16 protein-coding genes and 1 CRISPR repeat array are annotated in these 23795 nt (G+C 76.5%); of the genes, 11 read left to right on the top strand and 5 right to left on the bottom strand.

Annotated features, from left to right (window positions below; all coding sequences use genetic code 11):
* Positions 1 to 12: 12 nt before the first annotated feature.
* The 4 genes from ABT092_RS03180 to ABT092_RS03195 form a co-directional block, all read right to left on the bottom strand.
* Complete coding sequence (locus ABT092_RS03180) at positions 13 to 1578, bottom strand: precorrin-2 C(20)-methyltransferase (protein WP_351239156.1); 1566 nt, start codon at positions 1576 to 1578, stop codon at positions 13 to 15.
* A gap of 2 nt (positions 1579 to 1580) precedes the next feature.
* Complete coding sequence (locus tag ABT092_RS03185; protein ID WP_351239285.1) at positions 1581 to 2207, bottom strand: precorrin-8X methylmutase; 627 nt, start codon at positions 2205 to 2207, stop codon at positions 1581 to 1583.
* Between the two features lie 183 nt (positions 2208 to 2390).
* Entirely contained in the window at positions 2391 to 3800 is a 1410-nt protein-coding gene (locus ABT092_RS03190) for a ferredoxin-like domain-containing protein (RefSeq protein ID WP_351239158.1), read from the bottom strand.
* A gap of 249 nt (positions 3801 to 4049) precedes the next feature.
* Positions 4050 to 4322: a CRISPR direct-repeat array (repeat unit 28 nt; unit sequence GGACCACCCCCGCGTGCGCGGGGACCAC).
* Between the two features lie 425 nt (positions 4323 to 4747).
* A complete protein-coding gene (locus ABT092_RS03195; RefSeq protein ID WP_351239160.1) occupies positions 4748 to 7954 on the bottom strand; it encodes an AAA family ATPase in 3207 nt (1068 codons plus the stop codon).
* Positions 7955 to 8234: 280 nt separating this feature from the next.
* On the opposite strand from ABT092_RS03195, the gene ABT092_RS03200 reads away from it, so the two are divergent.
* The 3 genes from ABT092_RS03200 (at position 8235) to ABT092_RS03210 (ending at position 11897) form a co-directional block, all read left to right on the top strand.
* Positions 8235 to 8936: a helix-turn-helix transcriptional regulator gene (locus ABT092_RS03200; protein WP_351239162.1), complete on the top strand. Its 702-nt coding sequence runs from the start codon at positions 8235 to 8237 to the stop codon at positions 8934 to 8936.
* Between the two features lie 220 nt (positions 8937 to 9156).
* Complete coding sequence (locus ABT092_RS03205) at positions 9157 to 9858, top strand: Pvc16 family protein (RefSeq protein WP_351239164.1); 702 nt, start codon at positions 9157 to 9159, stop codon at positions 9856 to 9858.
* Positions 9855 to 11897, top strand: a complete 2043-nt coding sequence (locus ABT092_RS03210) for an ATP-binding protein (RefSeq protein WP_351239166.1) — start codon at positions 9855 to 9857, stop codon at positions 11895 to 11897. The genes ABT092_RS03205 and ABT092_RS03210 overlap by 4 nt, the downstream gene beginning before the upstream one ends.
* Before the next feature lie 19 nt (positions 11898 to 11916).
* Here ABT092_RS03210 and ABT092_RS03215 read toward each other — a convergent pair whose 3' ends face one another.
* Positions 11917 to 13407 (bottom strand): RICIN domain-containing protein, encoded by a 1491-nt coding sequence (locus ABT092_RS03215; protein ID WP_351239168.1) that lies wholly within the window; start codon positions 13405 to 13407, stop codon positions 11917 to 11919.
* 383 nt (positions 13408 to 13790) lie between these two features.
* On the opposite strand from ABT092_RS03215, the gene ABT092_RS03220 reads away from it, so the two are divergent.
* The 8 genes from ABT092_RS03220 to ABT092_RS03255 all read left to right on the top strand — a co-directional run bounded on the left by ABT092_RS03220 (position 13791) and on the right by ABT092_RS03255 (position 23786).
* Entirely contained in the window at positions 13791 to 15386 is a 1596-nt protein-coding gene (locus tag ABT092_RS03220) for a phage tail sheath subtilisin-like domain-containing protein (RefSeq protein WP_351239170.1), read from the top strand.
* Positions 15387 to 15459: 73 nt separating this feature from the next.
* Complete coding sequence (locus ABT092_RS03225; protein WP_351239172.1) at positions 15460 to 15906, top strand: phage tail protein; 447 nt, start codon at positions 15460 to 15462, stop codon at positions 15904 to 15906.
* On the top strand, positions 15906 to 16415 hold the full coding sequence (locus ABT092_RS03230; protein ID WP_351239174.1) for a hypothetical protein: 510 nt from the start codon (positions 15906 to 15908) through the stop codon (positions 16413 to 16415). Before ABT092_RS03225 ends, ABT092_RS03230 begins: the two co-directional genes overlap by 1 nt.
* Entirely contained in the window at positions 16412 to 16570 is a 159-nt protein-coding gene (locus tag ABT092_RS03235; protein ID WP_351239176.1) for a DUF6760 family protein, read from the top strand. Before ABT092_RS03230 ends, ABT092_RS03235 begins: the two co-directional genes overlap by 4 nt.
* A gap of 3324 nt (positions 16571 to 19894) precedes the next feature.
* A complete protein-coding gene (locus tag ABT092_RS03240) occupies positions 19895 to 20551 on the top strand; it encodes a hypothetical protein (protein WP_351239178.1) in 657 nt (218 codons plus the stop codon).
* Positions 20552 to 20699: 148 nt separating this feature from the next.
* The gene (locus tag ABT092_RS03245; RefSeq protein WP_351239180.1) at positions 20700 to 21122 is read left to right on the top strand and encodes a phage tail protein; all 423 of its coding nucleotides are present in this window, start codon (positions 20700 to 20702) and stop codon (positions 21120 to 21122) included.
* A gap of 31 nt (positions 21123 to 21153) precedes the next feature.
* Positions 21154 to 21873, top strand: coding sequence for a CIS tube protein (locus ABT092_RS03250; protein ID WP_351239182.1), 720 nt, complete (start codon positions 21154 to 21156; stop codon positions 21871 to 21873).
* Complete coding sequence (locus ABT092_RS03255) at positions 21873 to 23786, top strand: VgrG-related protein (RefSeq protein WP_351239184.1); 1914 nt, start codon at positions 21873 to 21875, stop codon at positions 23784 to 23786. Before ABT092_RS03250 ends, ABT092_RS03255 begins: the two co-directional genes overlap by 1 nt.
* Positions 23787 to 23795 lie beyond the last annotated feature (9 nt).

Genomic DNA, 23795 nt, shown 5'->3' on the forward strand with positions numbered 1-23795 from the left:
CCGGTCACGCCCTCACGCCTCGGGGTAGCGGCGGGGCGTCCACACCACGGTCTCGCCCCCGGCGCCGTCACCGCGCCGCACCCGCCGGGTCTGCGAGGAGCCGACGAGCAGCAGGGTGCGCATGTCGACCTCGGCCGGGTCGAGGTCGGCGAGGCTGACGATCCGCACCCGTTCGCCCTCGCCGCCCACGTCCCGGGCGACCACCACCGGGGTGTCCGGGGCGCGGTGCTCCAGCAGCAGTTCCCGGGCCTTGCCGACCTGCCAGGTGCGGGCGCGGGAGCCCGGGTTGTAGAGGGCGAGGACCAGGTCCGCGCGGGCCGCCGCGTGCAGCCGCTCGGCGATGACCTCCCACGGCTTCAGCCGGTCGGACAGCGAGACGGTGGCGTAGTCGTGGCCGAGCGGGGCGCCGGCCCGGGCCGCCGCCGCGTTGGCGGCCGTCACCCCGGGCAGCACCCGCACCGGCACGTCCCGGTAGGCGTCCTCGCAGGCCACCTCCAGCACGGCGGTGGCCATGGCGAACACCCCCGGGTCGCCGCCGGAGACCACGGCGACCTTCCGCCCGCGGGCGGCGAGTTGCAGCGCGAACTCGGCGCGCTCGGACTCGACCCGGTTGTCGGAGCCGTGCCGCACCTGGCCGGGGCGGTGCGGCACCCGCGCCAGGTAGGTGGTGTAGCCGACGAGGTCGTCGGCGTCGGCGAGGGCGCCCCGCGACTCGGGCGTCAGCCACCGAGGGCCGGCCGGGCCGGTGCCCACCACCACGACCTCGCCGCGCTCCCGCGCCGGCCGTTCGGCGTCGATCCGGCTCGGCAGCACGGCCACCGAGAAGTAGGGGACGGAGTCCTCGGCGACCTCCGCGAGTTCCGCGGTGCGCTCGCCCGCCATGGTGGCCCGCTCCACGTAGCGGGCCTCGGCCAGCCGGCCGGAGGCGTCCAGGGCGCGGCGCACCTTGCCGAAGGTGCGGCCCAGCTTCATCACCACCGCCGAGTCGGTGGCGGCGAGCCGTGCCGTCAACTCTTCCTCGGGCAGCGTGCCCGGCAGGATCGTCAGCACCTCCTCGGCCTCCACCAGCGGGGTGCCCAGGCGGGCCGCCGCGGCGCTGACCGAGGTCACCCCGGGCACCACCTCGGTCGGGTAGCGGTGCGCCAACCGCTTGTGCATGTGCTGGTAGGAGCCGTAGAACAGCGGATCGCCCTCGGCGAGGACGGCGACGTCCCGCCCCGCGTCCAGGTGCGCGGCGAGTCGGGCCGCGGCCTCCTCGTAGAACTCGTCCATCGCCCCGCGGTAGCCGCCGGGATGGTCGGTGGTCTCGACGGTCAGCGGGTAGACCAGACGTTCCTCGATGTGGTCCTCGCGCAGATGCCGGGCCGCGATCGAGCGGGCGATCGACCGCCCGTGCCGGGCGCTGTGGTACGCCACCACGTCCGCCGCGGCGATCACCTCGACGGCCCGCACCGTCATCAGCGACGGGTCCCCGGGCCCCAGCCCCACCCCGTACAGCCGTCCGGTCGCCGTGTCGGTGCTCGCGCCGGTGTCGCTGCCGGTGCCGCTGTCCGTGCCCGTGCCCGTGCCGCTGTCCATGCTCACTCTTCCTCGCTCGCGATGGCGTTCAGCGCGGCGGCGGCCATGGCGCTGCCGCCCCGCCGCCCCCGCACCACCAGGTACTCCAACCCGGACGGGTCGGCGGCCAGGGCGTCCTTCGACTCGGCGGCGCCGATGAAGCCGACCGGCGCCCCGATCACCGCCGCCGGGCGCGGAGCGCCCTCGCGGACCATCTCCAGCAACCGGAACAGCGCGGTCGGCGCGTTGCCCACCGCGACCACGGAACCTTCCAACTTGTCCCGCCACAGCTCCAGCGCGGCGGCGCTGCGGGTGGTGCCCAGCTCGGCGGCCAACTTGGGCACCGCCGGGTCGGACAGGGTGCACAGCACCTCGTTGTCGGCGGGCAGCCGCTTGCGGGTCACCCCGCTGGCGACCATGTTGGCGTCGCACAGGATCGGCGCCCCGGCGAGCAGCGCCGCACGGGCGCGGGCCACCACACCGGGGGAGTGGGCCAGGTCACGGACCAGGTCGACCATGCCGCAGGCGTGGATCATCCGGACCGCGACCCGGGCGACGTCGGCCGGCAGCCCGGACAGGTCCGCCTCGGCGCGGATGGTGGCAAAGGACTGGCGGTAGATCTCCGCCCCGTCCTTCTCGTAGTCGAACACTGCTCTGTCGGCCCTCTCGGCTCGCTCGTCCATCACTGGTCACTCGGCGGGCGCGGGGCCCGTTGCCCGGCGGGCACGGCACCGGCCCCCCTCCCGGCAGGGCCGACCGGCACCTTCCCGGCGGGCACCGGTCCGGTCCGTTCCCCGGCGGGTGCGGGACCCGTCCTCCGGGTCCCCGGTGCCTCATCGTCCTGCCCGTGCCGCCGCAACGGTAGTCGCGAGCGCTGCGGCTTCCGTCACCGAGGTGCCCCGCACCGTCCCCCCGCGCACCGCGCTGACCTGGTATCCGGTGCCGGTGGCGACCACGTCGACCCGGTCGCCGCGGGGCCGCCCGCACCGGCGGTCGCACCCCGACCAGTGCACCGGCAGGGCGTTTGCCCCGTGCGCCGGCAGGGCGGCGTCCGGGACGGTGCGCACGGTGGCGGCGGCGTCGGCCCGGACGTCCGCCAACGACTTGGCGCAGCCGGGCCGCCCGACGCAGGCGGTGACCCCTTCCCAGGGCCCGTCCGGCGCGGTGACCAGCCCGGTCGCGGCGAGGGCGGCCGACTCGACGGCCCCCGCACCGGGCACCACCACCCCGCGCCACGGCGTCAGCCGCAGCTCGCCCCCGGACCCGGCCGCGGCCTCCAGCAGCGCCGACCACTGGTGCGGGGCGAGCCGCCCCAACGGGACGAGCACGCTGAGCCCCCCGGGCAGCACCCCGGCGACCGGAACCCGCCCGCGCGCGGCGATCTCTCCGGAGGCGGCGGACGAGTCGGCGAGTTCGGTGACGTCGACGAGGTCGCCGACCCCGGCCCGGCGGACGGTGTCGAGCGCGAGCGCCCGGACGGCCCCGGCCCCACCGGGCAGTTCACCGACCCGCCACACCCGCTCGGCACCCCCGGCCCGGGCGGCCTCGGCCGCGACGAGGAACGCCTCCGCGGCGTGCACGGCGACCCGGGGCGCCGCCTCCGCGGGCACGGCCAGGACGGTACGGTCCGGGCCCGCGCCGATGCGGACGGTCGCGGTGCCTTCCGCTCCGGCGACCAGGGCGATGTCCGGTTCCAGCGCCTCGGTGTCGCCCCGCCCGTCGTCCACCGCGAACAGGAACCGTCCCGACAGCGCGGGCGTCCGCCCGCTCGCGCACACCAGATCGTCCAGCTCGCGCAGCCACGCCCCGACGGCCCGGTGCCCGAGACCGTCCAGCCCGGACAGCGGCGAGGCGACGACGTTCCGCACCCGTTCGTGCGCCGCGGAGGGCAACAGCCCCGCCGCGTCCAGGGCTGCCGCCAGCCCCGCCCCGCAGCCCTCGTCCAACCCCCGCAGTTGGACGTTGCCCCGCGAGGTGAGGTGCAGCTCGCCGTCGCCCCACCGCTCCGCGGCGGCCCCCAGCCCCTCCGCCTGGGCGACGGTCAGCACCCCGCCGGGCATCCGTACCCGGGCGAGTGCCCCGTCGTCGGCGGAGTGCAGTCGCAGCGCACCCGGGCAGGCGTCGTCCCGGCCCCCGGCGGGCGGGGGGGCGGTGCCCGGACAGACGGCCGGGCGAACGGCCTGGTGGTCGGCCTGGTGGTCGGTCCGAGGGGCGGCGGGTGGGCGCGGCTGCGCGGTCGGCATCCTGCGAGCGTACCGAGGCCCTTCGCCCGGCCCGTCGGCGACCGACACCGACCGGTCACCTCCCCGTGCCCGGCCGGCGCCTCCGCCCTCGCCGCCTTCTCCCCGTCCGTCCAGCTTGACCCTGCCGACGACTACCGCCGCCCCGGTTCCTTCAGCCCGCCGCCGCCGAACGCATCGAGGCCGCCTGCCACGTCACCCCGCGGGTGCGGGGACCACTGCTGTCTACGTAAGAAAACATGGGACGTGAAAGGACCACCCCCGCGTGCGCGGGGACCACGGCTGTGGGCGGGGAGCGTCGCTCACGTCGGGGGGACCACCCCCGCGTGCGCGGGGACCACCATCACCAAGACCCTGCAAGGGCGGTAGCCGTGGGACCACCCCCGCGTGCGCGGGGACCACCGAATCGGCGGACCCCAGGGACGCGTACCGGGAGGACCACCCCCGCGTGCGCGGGGACCACAGCGGCTCACGCGACCTCCTTCGCTTCCCGGTCGGGACCACCCCCGCGTGCGCGGGGACCACCCTTCCTGACCTGCAACGTTAGTCGGGCAACACCCGGTTTTCCTTGAGAACTTGAAAGTCCGGCAAAAGCCCCAAAACCAACAATCTCATCCCCGTGCCCCCGAGTTCGAGCGTGCAGGTACCCGTATCGCCCCCGCCCCCTCCCCGCGCCGAGGCGGAAGAACGGGGCCGGGCAACGAGTATGCCTCCTCCCGACCGCGAGCCGGGCTGGACCACGGGTCAGGCCGCCCGCACCTACGGGCTGAACGGGGGCGCCCCTACGGCTCGGGCAAGCTCGTGGGAGTAGGCGTCGCGGAGCGCCCCCGGCGCCCGCCACCCGGCACCCGCCACCCGGCGTCCGGGCCCCAGGACCGGGCCCCAGGACCGGGCCCCAGGACCGGGCCCCAGGACCGGGACCCAGGACCGGCCCCGGACCCCAGGCAGCGTCAGGGGATCGGGTCCGGTTCCTGGGGGGAGCGCACGGCACGTTCCAGGGCGCTCGGCAGTTCCGTTCGGCGTCGGATCCGCAACTTGCGGTAGGTGCTGGTCAGATGGGTCTCCACGGTGCGTCGGGCGAGGTGCAGCAGGGTGGCGATCTCGGTGTTGGTGCGGCCGTCGGCGGCCAGTTCGGCTATCCGGCGTTCGCTGCCGGTCAGTGCGTCGGTGCCGGTGCGGACGGCCGCGGGGTCGCGGGCGCCGCCTTCGCGCAGGGCCTGTTCGGCCAGGGCGAGCCAGCGCAGGGCGCCCTTGGCCTCGGACAGCCCGGCGGCCTCGCGCAGCCGGGCGCGGGCCCGGCCGCGTTCGCCGGCGGCGAGGAGTTGGCGGCCCTGGGCGAGCAGCGCGGGGATCAGCTCCATGTCGGTGTCGACGGGCGCCTCCCGCAGGGTCCGTACGGATTCCTCGGCCAGTTCGAGCCCGCGCCGTCCGCCGGTCGCGGTGCCCAGCACGCTCAGGGCGCGGCCGACGGTGCGCGGGGTGTTCCACACCCGGGCCAGCCGCAGTTCCTCCGTCGCCAGGGCCAGTGCCTCGGGGACGGCGCCCAGCGCCAGCCGGCACTGGGCGACGGCGGTCCGCCACGGGGTGACGACGGGGCTGATCACCTCGCGGGCGGCCTGGCGGCGGCCGGATTCCAGGAAGTCGTGCAGGGCGCCGGCCGGGTCGCCGGTGGCGGCGCGCAGCACGCCCCGCGCGTACAGGTAGCGGTTCAGTTCCCAGCTCTCCGGTACTTCGCGCAGGTCGAAGCGGTCGGCGTGGTCCAGCGCCGCGTCGGTGCGGCCGGTGTGGACCAGGGCCATCAGGGTGTGGGCGTCCCCGTTGGTGGGGTCGGGGCCCGGGCCGGGGCCGTGGCCCGCGCCGGGGGTGGCGGTGAGGGCGAGCAGCCGGGCGAGGTCGCCGCGCGCGGCGACGATGTCGACCCGGGTGTTGACCAGTGCCCCCAGCATCGGGTGGAGCAGGGCGGGGTGCTGTCCGGCCAGGCCGCGTTCCACGAGCCGTTCGGCCGCGTCGAGTTCGTCGGCCCACTGGGCGACCGCGGCGGCGGTGCCCAGCAGGAAGGGTTCGGCGAGCGGGTCGGTGGGCTGGGCGAGCAGGTACCGCACCCGGGACATCGCCTCGTCGGCGGAGATCAGGGCGGCCGTCGCCGCGTACCGCACCAGCAGCATCTGCCCGGCGGGACCGACCAGTTCGGGTGACTGGCTGCCGGTGTCGCACAGCCAGCGGTACACCTCCTGGCGGGTCACCAGGTCCTGGTCGGACAGCAGGGCGGTGGCGGTCTGCACGGTGCGGGCCAGGTCCGGGTGGCCGGAGAGCCGCCCTTCGGTGTGGCGCAGCACCTCCATCGCCGTGCGGATCTCGCCGCTTCCGGCCAGGGCGGTGCCCAGGGCGACGGCGGTGCGGACCCGGTTGCGGGGGTCGGCGGGCAGGTGTTGGGCCTCGGCGAGCCGGGCGATGGCGGAGGGGGCGCCGGCCGATGCGTACTCCAGGGAGCCCAGTTCGGTCAGCAGCCGCTGCCGCAGGCCGTCGGTCAGCGGCTCGTCCAGTGCCCGGCGCAGGTAGCCGACGGCGTCGGCGGGGCGGGCGTCGTGCACGGCGACCGTGACGGCGTCGCGGAGCACGCGCAGCGTCCAGGGCCTGCCGACGGCGGGGGCGCGCAGCAGGTGCCGGGCGACCGCCTCGACCCGGTCGCCGCGGCGCAGCATGGCCTCGGCCGCGGCCAGGTGCGCGGCCTCGCGCCGGGCCCGGGGCCAGCCGCTGAGCACGGCGTCGCGCAGCAGCGGGTGGGCGTAGCGGGGGAGGCCGTCCGGGTCGGGGCGCAGCAGGCCGAGCCGGGTCATGGCGGTGAGCCAGCCCTCGATGCGTACGGGGTCGGCTCCGGCCGCCTCGGCGAGCACGGCGGCCAGGTCCTCGGCCGGGCTCCGCTCGGGCGGTGGGGGAGGGGTGCACCACGGGCTCGAACGGTGCGGCGCGGGCGCGGGCGGGTCGGTACGGCCGTAGGCGGCGGCGCCGGAGCGGATTCCCGGCGCCGCGTCGTGGGGGGCGTGGGCCGGGTGGGACGGGTCCGGCGCGAAGGGCGCGTACGCCCCCCGGGGCCCGTGCGAGGGGTGGTGCGGCGTTCCGTCGGCGGGTTCGGCGGGGTGCCGGTGGCGGAGGTGCCCGGGGAGGGCGTCGTCCCGGTGCTCCGCGCGGCGCCGGGACGGGCGGGCGGCGTGCGGCGTCGCCGTCGGGGTCTCGTGGGCGTGCCGGTGGGTCGGGCCGGCCGGAGACGGGTTCGTCCACGGGCCGGGGCGGGCGCCCTCCGGTGTGCCGGGGCGCGGTGGGGGGCTCGCGGGCCGTGCCTGTTCCAGGGCGGCGAGGCAGCGGGCGACCTCGGCGGTGGCGGGGCCGGCGCTCCCGAGCCACCAGGAGACGGCCGCCGGGTAGGACCCGGGGTACAGCGCGGCGCAGCTCTCCGGCAGGGGCGGGATGCCGTCGGGGTGCGGGGTGCCGGCGAGGTCGTCCAGCAGGGCGTGCAGGAGCAGCGGGCTGCCCGCACCGGCCCGTACGCACTCCCGGGTCCAGCGCGGGGGTGCCTGGGGGAACGCCCCGCGGACCAGTTCGGCCGCCGCCGGGTCGCCGAGCGGGGCCAGGGCGTGGGTGCGCACCAGCGACGGCGACAGCGCCCGGGCGAGTCCGGGGGGCGGCGGGTCGATGTCGTACTGGCTGCGTTCGGTGGCGACGAGCAGGACCGGTAACCGGTCGACGTGCCGGGCCGCCTCCGTCAGCCAGCGGCGCGAGGGGGCGTCGGCGAGGTGGACGTCGTCGACGGCGACCAGCACCGGGCCCTCGGCCGCGTGGGAGCGCAGCAGCCGCCACAGCCGGGCGGCGCCGCCCCGGTCGTCGCCGGCGGGGGCGGTGTCGGTGAACTCGGGGAAGGGGTCCAGGAGGTGGTGGACCATGGCGAAGGGCACCGTGGTGTCCTCGGGCGAGCAGTGCACCCGCAGCACCCGCAGGCCGCGGTCGGCGGCGTGCCGGGCGGCGGTCTCCAGGGCGGTGGTGCGGCCGGTGCCGGTGGCGCCGCGCAGCAGCACGAGACGGCCGGTGCCGGACCGTGCGCGTTCGATCTCGGCGGCCAACAGGGCCTCGGTGGCGTCACGTTCACGGAGCGGTCCGTTCATCGGTGCCTCCTGTGGTGGCTGGTGCTCCCCCGCTGTCTGAGAGGGGCGGGCGCGGCGAAGGGTGGTGTGGAGTGGCGCGGGTCACGGTGACGCGCCGTTTCCGCGCGCCCCTTGCGCCGGGCGCATGCCCTTCGTCCCGGCGGGACTCCGGCCCCATCTCGTGGTGCTCCTCGTGGTGCTCCACGATTGCCAGGCCCCGCCGGCCGCACGAATGTGGAGGACGCACATCCGTCACCGGCCCGCGCTGACCGGCGCGGGCACGTGAAGAGGGGGGCAACGGATGCTCGACTCACCCTGGAGCAGCGACACGTCCACGTCGGCCACCACGTCGGCCCGCGGTTCGGGCAGAGCCGTCGGCGTCCTCGGGCGGCGGGTCCCGGTGGCGGTGTCCGCGCCGGACCCGATCAGCCGCGAGGGCGCGGTCAGCCAGTTGCGCCGCCACCCGGAGATCGACCTGCGGGAGGAGTCGGGCCCCGGCACGGTGGCCCTGCTCGTCGAGGACGCGCTCGACGAGGCGGCGTTGACCCGGCTGCGCCGGATCGTGCGCAGCGAGGGCGCGCGGGCGGTGCTGGTGATCGGCGCGATCCGCGAGAGCGAGCTGCTGGACGTGGTGGAGTGCGGCGTCGGCGCCATCGTCTGGCGGCACGAGGCCACCGCCCACCGGTTGGTGCAGGCCGTGCTGGCCGCCTCGCGCGGCGACGGGGACCTGCCGGCGGACCTGCTGGGCCGCCTCATCAGCCAGGTCGGCACCCTGCACCGCGGCGCGGCGGGTCGCCCCGGCGCCCCGGCGCTGGGCCTCGCACCCCGAGAGGTGGACGTCCTGCGGCTGGTCGCCGAGGGCCTCGACACGGGAGAGATCGCGGGCAGGTTGTCCTACTCCGAACGCACCGTCAAGAACGTGATGCATGGCCTCACCACGCGGCTGCATCTGCGCAACCGCGCCCATGCCGTAGCTTATGCCCTCCGGGAGGGCTACATCTGACCGAACGGGCAAGCCGGGTGGGCCTCTTCGGACCGCGCGGGCACGGCATCCTGCCCGCCCGTCGTCCCCGCGGCGCGTGCGGGCGGCGGGCGCCCGGGGCACGATCGGCGGAGGATGCCGGGACCGGCATCGGTGAACGGCAGGGCGACGGCATCGGCGCGGGGCTCCGGCGGCGCTCGCGGGCCGGGCGCCCGCGGCCGCGGTACGGGCAGGAGCGCAAGTGATCCACGAGGTGGACGAGGTCCTCAAGGCCCTCCTCCGGGGCGGTGCGTTGAGCGAATCGGGCATCGAGGTGGCCTTCGAGGCACCCACCCGTGACTGGGCGGCCCGGCGCAACGCCCCGGTGGTCAACGCCTACTTGTACGACATCCGGGAGGACGTCGACCGCCGTCAGCGCGGGCAGGTGGCGGTGCGCGACGCGGACGACGTCGTGGTCAAGCGGCGCCAACCGCCGCGCTGGTTCCGGCTCTCGTACCTGCTGACGGCCTGGACCAAGACCCCGCAGGACGAACACCGCTTGCTGTCCGCCGTATTGGCGACGCTGCTGCCGCGCGAGCTGCTGCCACCGTCCGAACTCCCGGGTTCGCTGGGCGCCCTGGGGCTGTCGGTGCCGCTGTCGGTGGCCGGGGTCCAGACGGAGGCCCGGTCCCTCGCCGAGATCTGGTCGGCGCTCGGCGGCGAGCTGAAGCCGTCCCTGGACCTGGTGGTGACCGCGCCCTTCCCGGCCTTCCCGGAGTACGACGCCGGGCCCCCGGTCACCGAGGGCGCCACGGTCCGGGTCGGCGCCCTGGACGGCCGGCCGCCGGTGTCCGGGGGGCGCTCGCACCGGCCGCACCAGGTGGCCGCCGCCCGCGCCGCCCGCGCCGGGGGCCGGGGCGGCACGGACGGGACGGCGGCGGGCGCGCGGACGGGGCGGCCGTGACCACCACGACACCGCCCTCCGCCGCCGGCGTCCCCGTCGACGCGCCCGCCGACGCGGCCGGTGCTCTGCTGGCCCGGCTCGACGCCCTGCGGGAGCGGGTGGCCGCGCTGGTCGAACACCGCTCCGCCGCCGACCCCACCTCCGAGGACCCGTTGCGCGGGCTGTACCTGTCCGAGGGGGCGGTGCGGCACCTGCTGCGCCCCCGCCCGCCCGCCGACGGGGCCCCCGAGGGCGCGGCGCCGCTCCCCGTCGGCGCCCCGGCGGGGCCCGGGGACCGGCTGGCGCGGCTGGGGGCGCGGGCCGGGCTCACCGAGCTGGACACCGCCGCCCTGCTCATCGCGCTCGCCCCCGACGTGGACCGCACCTTCGAACCGCTCTACGGCTACCTCAACGACGACGTGAGCCGCCGCCGCGCCACCGTGGGCCTGGCCCTCGACCTGTGCGGGATGCCCGCGCACCGGGCGGCGGCCCGGAACCGGTTCCACGCCTCGGCTCCGCTGCCCGCCCTGGGCCTGCTGGAGGTGGAGGAGACCGAACGCCCCTTCCTGACCCGTCCGCTGCGCGTCCCGGACCGGCTCGTCGGACACCTGCTCGGCGACGACACCCCGGACGCCGCGCTCGCCGGGCTGCTGCTCCCGATGCCGGGCCCGCCGGCGCCGCCCGCCGACGACACCGCCGACGCCTTCGTCCGGCACCTCGCCGCGCGGCTGGGCGAGGGTCCCCTCACCGCCTATCTGCGCGAGCCGCGCGAGGGCGACGGCCTGGCCGTCCTCGCCCCCGCCCTGGACGCCGCCGGCATCGACGCGCTGCGCTGCGCCGCGCCCTGCGCGGAGCGGGCGCCGGAGCTGCTGCGCGAGGCCCGGCTCGGCGGCCGGGCGCTGGTGGTGACGGGCCTGCCGGAGCAGCCGGGCCCGCTGGTGCGGGCGCTGACCGCGGCGCGGGGGGTCACCGTCCTGCTGACCGACACCCGCCCCTACGATCCGCACTGGTCGCCCGCCGATCCGCTGGTCCTGGACGCGCCGGGCCGCCGGGCCGGGGGCGCCGACGCCTGGCGGGCCGCGCTGGGCGCCGACGCCGAGGGCTTCGACCTGGCCCTGGCCGTCGCCCCGTACCGGCTCGGCGGCGAGCGCGTCCAGCGGGCCGCGCACGCCGCGCGGGCGCTGGCCGCCTTCGAGGGCACCCCGGTCACCGCGGACCACGTGCGGCTCGCCGCCCGCCGTCAGTCCGCCTCCGGGCTGGAACGGCACGCGCGGCGCATCCGGCCGGCCGTGGACTGGCGGGACCTGGTGCTGCCCGACCGGCCCCTGGGCCAGCTCCGCGAACTGGCCCTGCGGGCCCGCCACCGGGACCGGGTCCTGGGCGACTGGCGGCTCAGCACGGGCGGCGGGCGCGGCCGGGGCGTCCTCGGTCTGTTCGCGGGCGAGTCCGGCACCGGCAAGACCCTGTCCGCCGAGGTGGTCGCGGCCGACCTGGGCCTCGACCTGTACGTGGTCCAGCTCTCGTCGGTGGTGGACAAGTACGTCGGCGAGACCGAGAAGAACCTGGAGCGGATCTTCACGGAGGCCGACCGCACCGACGCCGTGCTCCTCTTCGACGAGGCCGACGCCGTCTTCGGCAAGCGCTCCGAGGTCAGGGACGCGCACGACAAGTACGCCAACATGGAGAGCGCCTACCTGCTCCAGCGGCTGGAGTCCTTCGACGGCATCGCCCTGCTCACCACCAATCTGCGGGCCAACATCGACGAGGCGTTCACCCGGCGCCTGGACCTGGTGGTCGACTTCCCGTTCCCGGACGCCGGGCAGCGGCTGGCGCTGTGGCGGCACGGGCTGTCGCACGTGCCGGCCGCCGAGGGCATCGACCCGGCGTCGCTGGCCCGGGACTTCGAGCTGGCCGGGGGGTCCATCCGCAGCGCCGTGGTCACCGCGGCGTACCTCGCGGCCGGGCGGGACGGCACGGTGACGGCGGGCGACCTCCTGGAGGGCGCCCGCCGCGAGTACCGCAAGGCCGGGAGGCTGGTCCCCGGGGAAGGCGGCTGGTGAGGGCCACGGGGCCCGGTGGTCAGAGCGTCGTCATGACCGCGATCTCCCACTCCTGGTCGTCGTTCTTGAGGCAGTCGAAGAGGGTCAGCTTCTCCCCGGCCTTGCCGTCGCTCCAGCCGTTGACGTTCAGGCACTTGTTGTTGCTGGCGTAGTTGCGGATCCAGTAGGCGCCGCTCTCCTGCTTTTCGGCCCACCAGAGCTGGTTGTCGTCGGTGGTGCCGTCGCAGGTGAACTGGGTGATGTCGGTCCTGATGGGCGCGGCTCCCCGGTCCGGAAGGTCCATGCAGTACCCGTCCGCGACGTTGACGATCTGGAAGAGCGGCACCCCGCCGGGCCCGGCGTCCGGGTACTTCACCTCAAGGTCCCAGAGCTGGTTGTCGCCGATCGGAACGCAGTCCGACTGCTGCACGCGGCCGTCCAGTTCGCCCCGCCCCCGGCCGGGCAGCTCGGCGCACATGTCGGTGACGGTGTTGCGCAGCATCACGTTCTCGGCGGGCACCACCGTCTCCTCGGCCGGTGCTTCGGGCTCCTCCTCGCCGTCGCTGCCGCCGCTGTCGCCGTCGCTGTTGCCGTTGGTGCCGCCCAGGCCGCCGTCGTTCTCGGGTTCGGGCGGTTCGGCGGCCGGTTCCTCGGCCTCCGGCGGTTCGGCGGCCGGCGGCGGCGGTTCGGCGGGCGCGGACTCGGCGGGGCTCGGCGGGGCCTTCGGAGCGGCGGACGGGCTCGGCGGGACCGTCGCCCCCGCCTGCTCGGTCTGCGGCTTCGCGGCGGTCGCCAGCTTCGGCTCCTTCATGATCCAGATCGTCACGAACGCCACCACCAGGGCCAGGAAGATCCCCAGGAACGTCGCCAGCCACTGCGGCAGGAACCCCCGCTGGACGTACGTCCCCTCCACCTCGGTCGGCTCCACCCCCGACCGGCGCACCGCCAACGTGAAGGGCCGCTCCTCCTTCGCCCCGAACCAGATCACCTGCCGCGGACGCAAGGTCGCCTCGACGAACGCCGCCCGCCCCGGCTCGATCTGCACGCTCCCCGGCCGCACCTCGTACGTCAGGTGATCACCGTGGTCGCTCCCGGCGACCGACGCCGTCACCTTGGTGTTGCCGAGGTTGTCGACCGCCAGCCGCGGCCGACCCCGGAAACGTCCCTTCACCGTCGGCGGCACCAACTCCGCACGCACCTCGGTGAACGAGGTGATCGTCAGGTTGCCCTCCGGCACCGTCACCGCGTCCGGGTGCTCGGTCGGCACGATCCGCACCGCGTACGGGTTCGGCCCCGCCACCGCATCGGGGCTCCGCGGCGGGGCGAACGTCAGCTCCACCGTCCCCGTCGTCCCCGGATACAGGCGCAGGGTCTGCGGCTCCACCCGCGTCCAGGGAGCCACGTCCCCCACCGGTTCGAACCGGTACTCGTCCACCACATCACCCGTGTTGCGCACCCGCAGGCGCACACACGCACTGCCACCGGGGTCCACCGTCGCGGACGCGGGCTCCAGAGAAGTCCATAGGCTCACACCGCGAGGCTAGGACCGCACGCGCCACGACGTCAGGTCGCGCCGGGGCAGACCCCGTTGCCCGAAAGTCCCGTGCGCACGGCCCCCGTTCGTTGCGCGCGGCCCCGTGCGCGCCACCGCACGACCGGCACCGGACGCGTCCTGCGGGCCCGGCGGGCCGAGGGGACGGCGCAGGTGGGCACGGCCGGCTGCCAGGGGGCCGACGGCACCGGCGCGGTCCCTGGGGACGCGGGCGGAAGCGCTCCGGCACGGGGGCTGCCCCAACGGGCACGAACGGGGGCAAGGGCGGTGCCCCGGGCCCGGCACCCCGGGACGTTTCGGCGACGGCGACGCGCGCGTGAGGCTGAGGGGCGTCCTGTCTCGTACTCCGAGGAGAGCAGAGCATGCCGTCCTACCTGTCGCCCGGCGTCTACGTCGAGGAGGTGGCCAGCGGCTCCCGCCCGATCGAGGGGGTGGGGACCTCGGTGGCGGCCTTCGTCGGCCTCGCCCCGACCGGCCCGCTGAACGAGCCCACGTTGGTGACCAACTGGTCCCAGTACGTGGCGGCCTTCGGCGACTTCACCGGCGGGCACTACCTCGCGCACGCCGTCTACGGGTTCTTCAACAACGGCGGCTCCGCCGCGTACGTCGTCCGCGTCGGCGGTTCGGGCGGTGAGGCAGCCGACGACGGCGCCGCCGCCCCGGCCGCGGTCCCCGGGGGCGCCGCGCCGGCCGCGCTGCCCGCCGCCGAGCCCCGGCAGCTCGGCACCTTCACCGTGACGGCCACCGCCGCCGGCCGGAGCGGCCCGCTGACCGTCGAGGTCGCCGACCCCGAGGGCGAGGGCCCCGCCGAGCGCTTCAAACTGATCGTCAAGGACGGCGACACGCCCGTCGAGACCTTCGACGTGAGCGCCAAGCGGGGCAACCGCTCCTACGTCGTCACCCAGGTCAAGGAGCGCTCCAAGCTCATCGCCGTGACCGAGGCGGCCCCGGCCGCGCAGCTGGCCCGGCCGGAGAACCAGACCGTGACGCTGCCCGCGCCGCCGTCCGCGGCGCCCGCCGTCCCCGCCGGTCGGGGCGAGGACGCGCACCCCGGCCCCACCCAGTACATCGGCGACTCCGCGGACCGCACCGGCTTCGGCGGCCTGGAGGCGATCGACGAGATCTCCATGGTCGCGGTGCCCGACCTGATGGCCGCCCACCAGCGCGGCGCCATCGACCTGGAGGCCGTCAAGGCCGTCCAACTCGGTCTGATCGCACACTGCGAGCTGATGGGCGACCGCGTCGCCATCATCGACCCGCCGCCTGCCCTGAACGCCCGCCAGATCCGCGTCTGGCGCCAGGAGACGGCCGGCTACGACTCCAAGTACGCGGCCCTGTACTACCCGTGGATCAAGTCCTTCGACCCGGCCACCGGCCAGTCCCGCCTGGTCCCGCCGAGCGGCCACGTCGCCGGCATCTGGGCGCGCAACGACGCCGAGCGCGGGGTGCACAAGGCCCCCGCCAACGAGGTCGTGCGCGGCGCCGTCGACCTGGAGCTCCAGATCACCCGCGGCGAGCAGGACCTGTTGAACCCGATCGGCGTCAACTGCATCCGCTCCTTCCCCGGCCGCGGCATCCGCGTCTGGGGCGCGCGCACCCTCTCCTCCGACCCGGCCTGGCGCTACCTGAACATCCGCCGGTACTTCAACTACCTGGAGGAGTCGATCCTGATCGGCACCCAGTGGGTGGTCTTCGAGCCGAACGACCACAACCTCTGGGCCCGCATCCGCCGCAACATCTCCGCCTTCCTGGTCAACGAGTGGCGCAGCGGCGCCCTGTTCGGCCAGAGCCCGGCCGAGGCGTACTACGTCAAGTGTGACGAGGAGACCAACCCGCCGGAGTCGGTCGACGTCGGCCGGGTCGTGTGCGAGATCGGCATCGCGCCGGTCAAGCCCGCCGAGTTCGTGATCTTCCGGCTGGCCCAGTTCTCCAGCGGCAGCGGGGAGTTGGAGGAGTAGCGGTCGACCGCGCCCACCGCCCCCGCCCCCGCCCCGACACCATCGTCGCGACCCTCAGAAGGACTGAGAACACATGAGTCTGAACCCGGGCGACTCCCTCACATCACACAATTTCGGCCTCCAGATCGACGGCGTGATGATCGAGTACCTCTCCGGGGTCGAAGGTCTCTCCCTGGAGCAGGACGTCATCAAGTACCCGCAGAACAACGGCGCGACCGGCAAACTGGAGATCGCGCTGATGCCGGGCGCCGCCAAGGACGGGTCCTGCACCGTCGTCCGCGGCATGACCCAGTCCTCCGCGTTCACCCAGTGGATCAACGACTCGCTGGAGGGCCGCATGTCCTCCGCGCGCAAGAACGCCTCGATCATCGTGATGGACTACGAGGACAACCCGGTCAAGCGCTACAACCTGCGCAACGCCTGGTGCAGCAAGCTCGACATGAGCCCGGTGAAGGCCGGCGAGGCCTCCGCGCTGACCGAGACCGTCACCATCGTGTTCGAAGAACTGGTCATCGAGTGATGCGGCGCACGCCCGCCAGGGCACCCGCCGCGGTGCCCCGGACCGCGGCGGCGGGAGCGGATCACCCCCGTTCCGCTCCCGCCGCCGCTCCGCCGGAGGCACCGGCCGTGCCGCCCGTCGAGGCCGCGCCGCGGCAGGAACTGCGGACCGAGTTCCCCTTCGAGCTGCCGCGCGGCTACGTCGACGACTCGGGCACGGTGCACCGGGACGGCGTGATGCGCCTGTCGACGGCGCGGGACGAGCTGATCCCGCTGCGCGACGTGCGGGTGCAGGAGAACCCGGCGTACCTGTCGGTGGTGCTGCTCGGCCGGGTCATCACCCGGCTGGGCACGCTGCCGATGGTGCACGACGGCGTCGTGGAGCACATGTTCGCCTCCGACCTGGCGTTCCTCCAGGACTTCTACCGCCAGATCAACGCGGAGGGCCACACCCGCGCCGCCGTCGAGTGCCCGCACTGCGCGGAGCCCTTCGAGGTGGAACTCGGCGGGAGCCGCCTGGGGGAATCGTGACGTACGCGAGCGACCGGCTGCACGAGGAGATCGCGTACGTGGCCTACCACTTCCACTGGAGCCTGGAGGCGATCCTCGACCTGGAGCACCAGGACCGCCGCCGGTACACGGATCAGATCGCGTCCCTCGTGACGCGGGGCATGGCGGAGGGCTGATCGGTGGGATTCCTGGACCGGCTGCGGGGCCGCCGCACCCATGGCCACGGCGCCGATGGCCACGGCGGCGGGGGCGCCGGGAGCGGCGCCGTCGTGCCGTCAACGGCTCCGCCCTCGGGCGGGGTCATGGGCACGGCTGCGGGCACGGCTGCGGAGTCGGGCTCGGGCGGTGCGCGTACCGGCGGGAGCGGCGGCGACGGCGACGGCGACGGCGACGGCGCGACCGCGCCCACGACCGGTGCCCCGCGGACGGTCGTCGCCGAGTGGACCGGGCTGCCGCCGATCCAGCGGGCCACGGGCGCAACCCCCCGCACGGGGGTCGCGGACGCCGGTTTCGGCGGGCGGCTCCTGACCTGGCAGAACCCGTCGTTCACGGCCGCGCTGTCCCCGGCGGTGCTGGATCCGGCGGCGAGCGAGGGCCTGTTGTTGGGCGCGTTCGCCCCGTCCGGGGACCGTTCCTGGTTGGCCACGCCCCTGGCCACGCCGCCCGGCGTGCCGCCCGTGCAGCGGATGCCGGTCGCGCCCCTGCGGGCGATCCCGGCGGAGACCTCCGACGCCCAGGGCTCCGCCCCCGCCCCCGCCACGGGCAGGGCGGCAGCGGCCGGGGTGCGCACGTCCGCCTCGTCCGCCCCCGGCGCACGGGCCGGTGCGTCCCGTAGGTCCGGCGCGCCTCCGAGGGGCCGCGGCGCGGCGCCGTCCCCGGCACCCCAGTCGGTCCAGCGCGCGCCGCGGTCCGGTGCGGCCGGCGGACCGGGCGCGGCCCGGCGCGCGGCGGCCCCGGCTCCCCGGTCGACGGCTCCGGCGCCTTCGACGCCTTCGGCGCGTTCGGCGGGGGCGGTCCCGCCGTCCGGGGCGTCCGCCGCGGCACCGGCCCGGCCGGCGCGCGGGGTGCGGGTGACACCGGTGCCGCCGGCCGCGCCACGCCCCCGACCGACCCGGCTGACCGAGGCCGCGTCCGCGACACCGCCCCTACAGCGCCGTTCCCTCCCGGCCCGCCGCCGGACGACCACCGGCCCCACCCCGGCTGCCTCCGCCGCGCCGGCCCCCGCAGCGCCGGCCCCCGCAGCGGCGGACGGTGACCGGGCCGGCGGCCCCGGCACTCCGGTGCCGCCCGCCGCCGGACCCGTACGGGACGACACCGCGCCGTCCCGCCCACCTGCGCCGGTACGTCCTCCCGCCCCGCACGAGCCCGGCGGGCCCCCGGCACGACACGGCGGGGCCCAGGCCCCGTTGCCCACGGCAGCGGCCCCGGCCACGCCTCCGGCCCCGGCCACGCCTCCGGCCCCGGCCACGCCTCCGGCCCGGCAGGGTGGTGCCGCCCCTGCCAACTCCCCGGTGCAGCGCGCCAATCGTGACCCGGGGGAGGGGCCCCCGGCCACGCCTCCGATACGGCATCCCGCGGCCGAGGGCACTCCGGCCCGGCAGGGCGGTGCCGCCCCCGCCAACTCCCCGGTACGGCAAGCCCGGCGGGTGCCCGACCTCGACCCCGCGCCCCCGGCCGGGGGCGGCGGTACACCGCCGCCCAGCCGGGCGGTCCGGCGTGCCGCAGGCGCACCGCGCGGCGGCGGCCCGGCGGTGACCCCACCGCCGCTACGGCGCCCCGTGCCCGAGAACACCCCGGCCCGGCCCGCCGCAGCGCCCTCCCGGGACGCCCCGCCTCCGCCGCCCGGCCCACCGGTACAACGCGCCGGGGGCCAGCCCGACGACGGCGACCCCACGGCCGCGCCCTCCGGACGGGACCCCGCGCCCGGCAGCACTCCCGCCCGGCCCACCGCCGCGCCCTCCCGGGGCGGCGGCGCTTCGTCGTCCGGCACGCCCGTCCAGCGCGCCGTTTCCGAGCCCGGCCCGCCCGCGGAACGCGCCACCGGTGCCCCGTCCGCCCCCGCCCCGTCCACCCCATCCGTTCAGCCCGCCCCATCGGTTCCGTCCGCCCCATCCGTTCCGTCCGCCCCGCCCGTGCAACGGTCGGCGGCGCCGCAGCCCCGGCGGCCCAGGCCGGGACTCGGGGCGCCCGTCTCCCGGTCCGGCGCGGACCCGGCGCCCCGAACCCCCGCTCCGGTCCGGCGCGCGGTGCCGCGGCCCGACCCCACTCCGGGCGAACCCCCGGTGCGACGGGCGCAGTCGACGGACGCCCCCGGGCCCGGAAGCGCCCCGTCATCCCCGGCCACCCCTCGGACGCCCCCGGCCGGCCGCCGTGGGGCCCCGGCTCCCGGCAGCGCGGCACCCGAGCCCTCGGTGCAGCGGGCGACGCCGCGCCCCGTGCCCGCCGAGGGGGACGCCCCGGCCACCGGCCGCACGGCGCAACGCACCGCATCAGGACCCCCGTTGCCCCCGGCCGCCACGGGGCACGCCCCCGGCGGCGGCACGCCCCACGAGCCGGCACCGGTGCGGCGGGCGGCGGCCCGGGTCGTCCCGCCGCCGGTCCCCGGTGCCGTCGACCTCCCCACCGGCCCGGCCGACGCATCACCGACGGTCCGGCACCGGGCAGCCACCGCCGCGCCGGGGGCGGAGCCGACCCCTCCTCCCGGCACGCCCGGGACCGCCACCCCGGCGCACCCGGTCCAGCGCGCCCCGCAGCCGCCGGCCGACCGGCCCGCCACCTCCGCCCCGGCCCCCGCACCGCCGCGCCCCGATGTGCCCACCACGCCCACCACGCCCACCGTCCAGCGGGCGGTGGCCCAGGGCCCCGGCCCTGCGCCCCGCCCAACTCCGGCTGAGGAAAAGGCCGTTCCGTTCCCCTCGCACACCGACCGGCCGCCGGCCGCCGCCCCCGCCCGCCCCGTGCAAGGCCGTACGGGGCCACAGCGTCCGGGGCTGGGCGCCCCCCTCTCGTCCGGTCCGGTCGACGCTCTACGCCCTACTCCAACTCCCGCTCCCGTCACGCCTCCTACGGCCTCGACGCCGTCCGCACCCGCCGGCGGAACCACCCCGGCGACCCCACCGGCAACCCGGCCCGTGCAGCGCTCCGCCGCCTTCGACGCCCCCCGGCCCCCGGCCGACACCGTCTCGTCGGCAGTCCGCCCCCCTGCGGTGCCCCCCGGCCCGGCCGCCGCCCCCGGGTACCGTTCGGTCCCGCCCGTCCAGCGGGCCACCGCCCCCGGCGCCCCACCCGTAACGCCCGCCCCGAGCCCGGCGGTACCACCCTTCGCGGCGCCCGTCCGACCGTTCACCGACACCCCGCCCCCGCCCCCGGCCCCGTTCACCGGCCCGGCCGGCCCGCCCTCCGTCGCGGTCGCACCGCCGTCCCCGCCCCTGACCGGCGGCTCCCCCCTCCCGGTCGCCGCGCTGAAGCCCCCGCGCCCGGCCCCCGGGAGCGGCACCGCCGTGCAGCGCGCCCCCGGCAGGGCCGTGCCCCTGCGCAGGTCCGGGCCGACCGCCGTCTCCCGGGCGCCCCTCCCGGTGGCACCGCTCAGGCCGCCCTCGGCACCGGCGTCCCGACCGGCGCTGCCCGTCGGCGCGGAGGCGGCACCACCGCCGGCACCACCGCCGGCAGCACCACTGACGCCGACACCCCCGACGACCCGGGTCGAGGCCCCGGCCCCGGCCACCGCCCCGCTGCCCCCGACCTCCCCCGCCCCCGGCGGCGCCACCCCGCTCCCGGTCCAGCGGGTCGGGGTCCAAGGCCGGGGAGGCGGCCGGTCCGGCCGGGCCACCAGCGCCCCGGCCCCCCACGCCCCGGCCCCCGTGGCCGACACCACCGCCGACCCGGGGGCCCCGCCCCCGGCACCCCCGTCGCGCGGCTCCGCCCCGCCCGGCGGAAGGCCGTGGCAGTCGGCCGGCTCCGGCGCGGCCACCGCCGGGCGGGACGAGGAGCCGCCGGGGTTCGCGCCGGTTGCGGCCGGGGGGCTGGACCCGGGCCAGCTGACCGACTTCCAACTCGACGAGCTGGTGCACCGGATCATCGGCCGCGTCACCCGGCTCGTCCGCACCGAACTGCGGATGGACCGGGAACGGATCGGCCGACTGCGCGACCCCCGCTGACCACCCGAACCACCCCACCCGGACCACCCCGCCCGAACCCGTCCGCACCGACCCGCCGCCCCTCCCGCGCTCCGCCCCTCCTCCCGCCCTCCACCCGCGCTCCGCCCGCCCTCCCTCCCCCCTCGTCCCCGACGGAAAGGCCGCCCCGATGACCCGCGAGGACCCCGGTTCCTCCATCTGGTTCAAGCTCGCCATCGACGGCGAGAGCCTCGGCTACTTCAACGGGTGCGAGGGGCTGTCGACCCAGGTCGAGGTGGAGCGGCGCCAGGAGGGCGGCAACAACGGCTTCGTGTGGCAACTGCCCACCCGGGTCACCTTCTCCAACATCCGGCTCACCCGTCCCCTCACCCCGGACACCACGAAGGTCGCCAAGTGGATCTCGTCCGTGCAGACGGGCATCAAGCGGCCCACCGCGCACATCTCCGCCCTGCGCGCGGATGGTTCGCTGGTCGCCCGCTGGGGGCTGTTGGAGGTGCTGCCGGTCAGCTGGCAGGGGCCCAGCCTCGACCCCGGAAGCCTCTCGGTGGCCACCGAGGTCCTGGAGATCGCCCACCACGGGTTCACCGAGTGACGGCGCCGCAGGGACGCAGAGAGGAACACCCATGAGCAGCAGCAAGGGCGCCGGCAAGAGCCTCACCCGGGCCAGCCTCGCCATCCACGAGCCGCCGACCGGCACGAGCACCACCCCCGGCGGGCTGATGCGGACCTTCACCTTCGAGTTCAACCCGGCGCAGTTGTCCCTGAACCAGCGGACCCAGTGGAAGGCCACCCCGACGGCGGCGGTGCGGGAGGCCGCCAAGCCGCAGTTCATGGGGGCCGAGCCGCGGGAGATGACGCTGGAGATCTTCCTGGACTCCTCCATGAAGCCGGACGGCGACACCGTGATGAAGAAGGTCAAGTCCCTGCTGGACTGCTGCGAGGTGACCGAGAAGAGCCTCGCCTCCGACCAGCCGTCGCCGCCGTGGGTGCGCTTCGAGTGGGGGTCCTTCGCCACCGCCCGGTTCACCGCGTACGTCTCCTCCGTGGAGGCCTCGTACACGCTCTTCGGCACCAGCGGGGTGCCCATCCGCGCCACCTGCCGGGTGCACCTGGTGGAGATCCCCGGCCCGACCCGCAGGCAGAACCCGACCTCCGGAGCCCTGAACGCCCAGCGCGTGCACCGGGTCGTCGCCGGCGACTCGCTCCCCTCGCTTGCCTGGCGGGAGTACGGCAGGGCCGGCGCCTGGCGGGCGATCGCCGAGGCCAACGGCATCGACGACCCGTCCCGTCTGCCCACCGGCACGGAACTGATCCTGCCGGCCGCCGAGGAGGTGCCGCACTGATGGTGCGTCCCGCGTTCTCCAGCATCGTCCAGGTCAGGATCGGCGGCGCGAAGCTGCCGGACGACATCGCCCCGATGCTCGTCGAGGGCTGGGTCGACCAGGGCATGGGCGTGCCCGCGGCCTTCCGCCTGACCTTCCGCGACCCCGCCCACCTGGTCCTCGGCAAGCTGAACGTCCAGTTCGGCACCCGGGTGGTCATCACGCCGGTGGCCGACGGCCAGGGCGTCGGCAAACCGGTGCTGACCGGCGAGGTCACCGCCATGGAGGCCGACTACGACGGCACCGGCAGCTTCACCGTGATCCGCGGCTACGACTTCGGGCACCGGATGATGCGCCAGCGCCGCGTGGCCGCGTACCGCAACCAGAAGGCGTCCGACATCGCCCGCAAACTCGCCGCCACGGACGGCGTCTCCGTCGGCCGGATCCAGCCGACCGCGGGCACGTACGCGTTCCTCAGCCAGTCCAACGTCACCGACTGGGACTTCCTCGCCCGGCTCGCCGACGAGAACAACATGGCGATGTCCGTGGACGCCGAGGGAAAGTTCCGGTTCGTCACCCCGACCCCGTCGGCCGGGGCGCCGTCCCCCAAGACGGACGGCGACAGGAGCGCGTTCGTCCTCCGGGCCGGCCACGACATCCTGCGGCTGCGGGCCGCGGTGACCGCCGCCGACCAGGTCGGGGAGGTCGAGTCGCGGGGCTGGAACGTCACCACCAAGAAGAAGATCGTGGAGACCGCGCCGGCCCGGACCGACCCGGGCATCAGCATCGGTTCCACCCCGGGCCAGGCCGCCGGGAAGTTCGCGTCCGCCAAGCTCGTCGAGACGGCCCGCCCCCACGAGAGGCAGGACGAGGTCCGGCACGCCGCGAAGGCCCTCGCCGCCGACCTCACCTCGTCCTTCGCCGAACTGGAGGTCGCCGTCCACGGCAGCCCGGACCTGCGGCCCGGGGTGCCGGTGGCGCTCGGCGGCGTGGGCCGGCCCTTCGAGGGCAAGTACACCGTGACGTCGGTGCGCCACCACTTCGGCGACGGCAGGACCTACGAGTGCCTGATCACGGTCAGCGGACGCCAGTGGCGCTCGCTGTACGGGCTGGCCTCGGGCGGCGGCGGGGCGACCGCCGACCCGGCGAGCGCGATGCGGCTGCCCAGCGTGGCCAACGCCCTGGTCACCGATGTGCAGGACCCCCTCGCGCAGGGCAGGGTCAAGCTCCAGTTCCCGTGGCTGGACGACGCCTACGTCAGCGACTGGGCGCGCACCGTGCAGTGGGGCGGGGTGGCGGGCGGCGGCATCTTCCCGCTGGACGTCGGCGACGAGGTGCTGGTCGCCTTCGACCGGGGGGCCCTGGACCGTCCGTTCGTGATCGGCGGGCTCTACAACGGCCGGGACCTGCCGACCAGGAGCGACGTCCCGCTGCACGACGGGCTGAAGAAGAAGGCCGCCCGGCACACCCTCGCCGACCGGCAGGGCAACCGCGTCGACCTGCTCAGCCAGCGCACCGGCCGGCGCAAGCAGGGCGTCCGGGTCGCCAGCGGCGACGACCGGCTGACCATCAACCTGGACCGCACCAAGACCGAGATCACCATCGACAGCAAGGGCACCGTCAGCATCACCGGCAGCCGCGCGGTGTCGGTGGAGGCCGGGACCACCCTGTCGTTGAGCGCCGCACGGTCCCTGACCATCAAGAGCGGCGGCCCGCTGAACATCCAGGGCGCCGTGGTCAACCTGCGCGGCGCGGGCCGGGTCGGGCTGGCCGCGGGCGGCGCGCTGAACCTGGTGGCGGGCGGCGCCGCGAGCGTCACCGGCGGCGGCACGCTCCAGCTCAGCTCCGCCACGACGCGGGTGGTGGGCGGGGCCTTCGCGGTCATGACCCCCCGGTTCACGTTCGCCTCGCCCCCCGTGCCCGGTGCCGGATGAACCGCTCCC

This window comes from Streptomyces sp. NPDC002490 (genome assembly GCF_040296045.1).
GTDB lineage: Bacteria > Actinomycetota > Actinomycetes > Streptomycetales > Streptomycetaceae > Streptomyces.

Excerpts from the sequence above, each read along its gene's own strand:
- ABT092_RS03180 (WP_351239156.1), bottom strand. The coding sequence starts at position 1,578 with ATGGACAGCGGCACGGGCACGGGCACGGACAGCGGCACCGGCAGCGAC.
- ABT092_RS03195 (WP_351239160.1), bottom strand. The coding sequence starts at position 7,954 with ATGAACGGACCGCTCCGTGAACGTGACGCCACCGAGGCCCTGTTGGCC.
- ABT092_RS03255 (WP_351239184.1), top strand. The coding sequence starts at position 21,873 with ATGGTGCGTCCCGCGTTCTCCAGCATCGTCCAGGTCAGGATCGGCGGC.
- ABT092_RS03200 (WP_351239162.1), top strand. The coding sequence starts at position 8,235 with ATGCTCGACTCACCCTGGAGCAGCGACACGTCCACGTCGGCCACCACG.
- ABT092_RS03225 (WP_351239172.1), top strand. The coding sequence starts at position 15,460 with ATGAGTCTGAACCCGGGCGACTCCCTCACATCACACAATTTCGGCCTC.
- ABT092_RS03245 (WP_351239180.1), top strand. The coding sequence starts at position 20,700 with ATGACCCGCGAGGACCCCGGTTCCTCCATCTGGTTCAAGCTCGCCATC.
- ABT092_RS03230 (WP_351239174.1), top strand. The coding sequence starts at position 15,906 with ATGCGGCGCACGCCCGCCAGGGCACCCGCCGCGGTGCCCCGGACCGCG.
- ABT092_RS03220 (WP_351239170.1), top strand. The coding sequence starts at position 13,791 with ATGCCGTCCTACCTGTCGCCCGGCGTCTACGTCGAGGAGGTGGCCAGC.
- ABT092_RS03190 (WP_351239158.1), bottom strand. The coding sequence starts at position 3,800 with ATGCCGACCGCGCAGCCGCGCCCACCCGCCGCCCCTCGGACCGACCAC.
- ABT092_RS03250 (WP_351239182.1), top strand. The coding sequence starts at position 21,154 with ATGAGCAGCAGCAAGGGCGCCGGCAAGAGCCTCACCCGGGCCAGCCTC.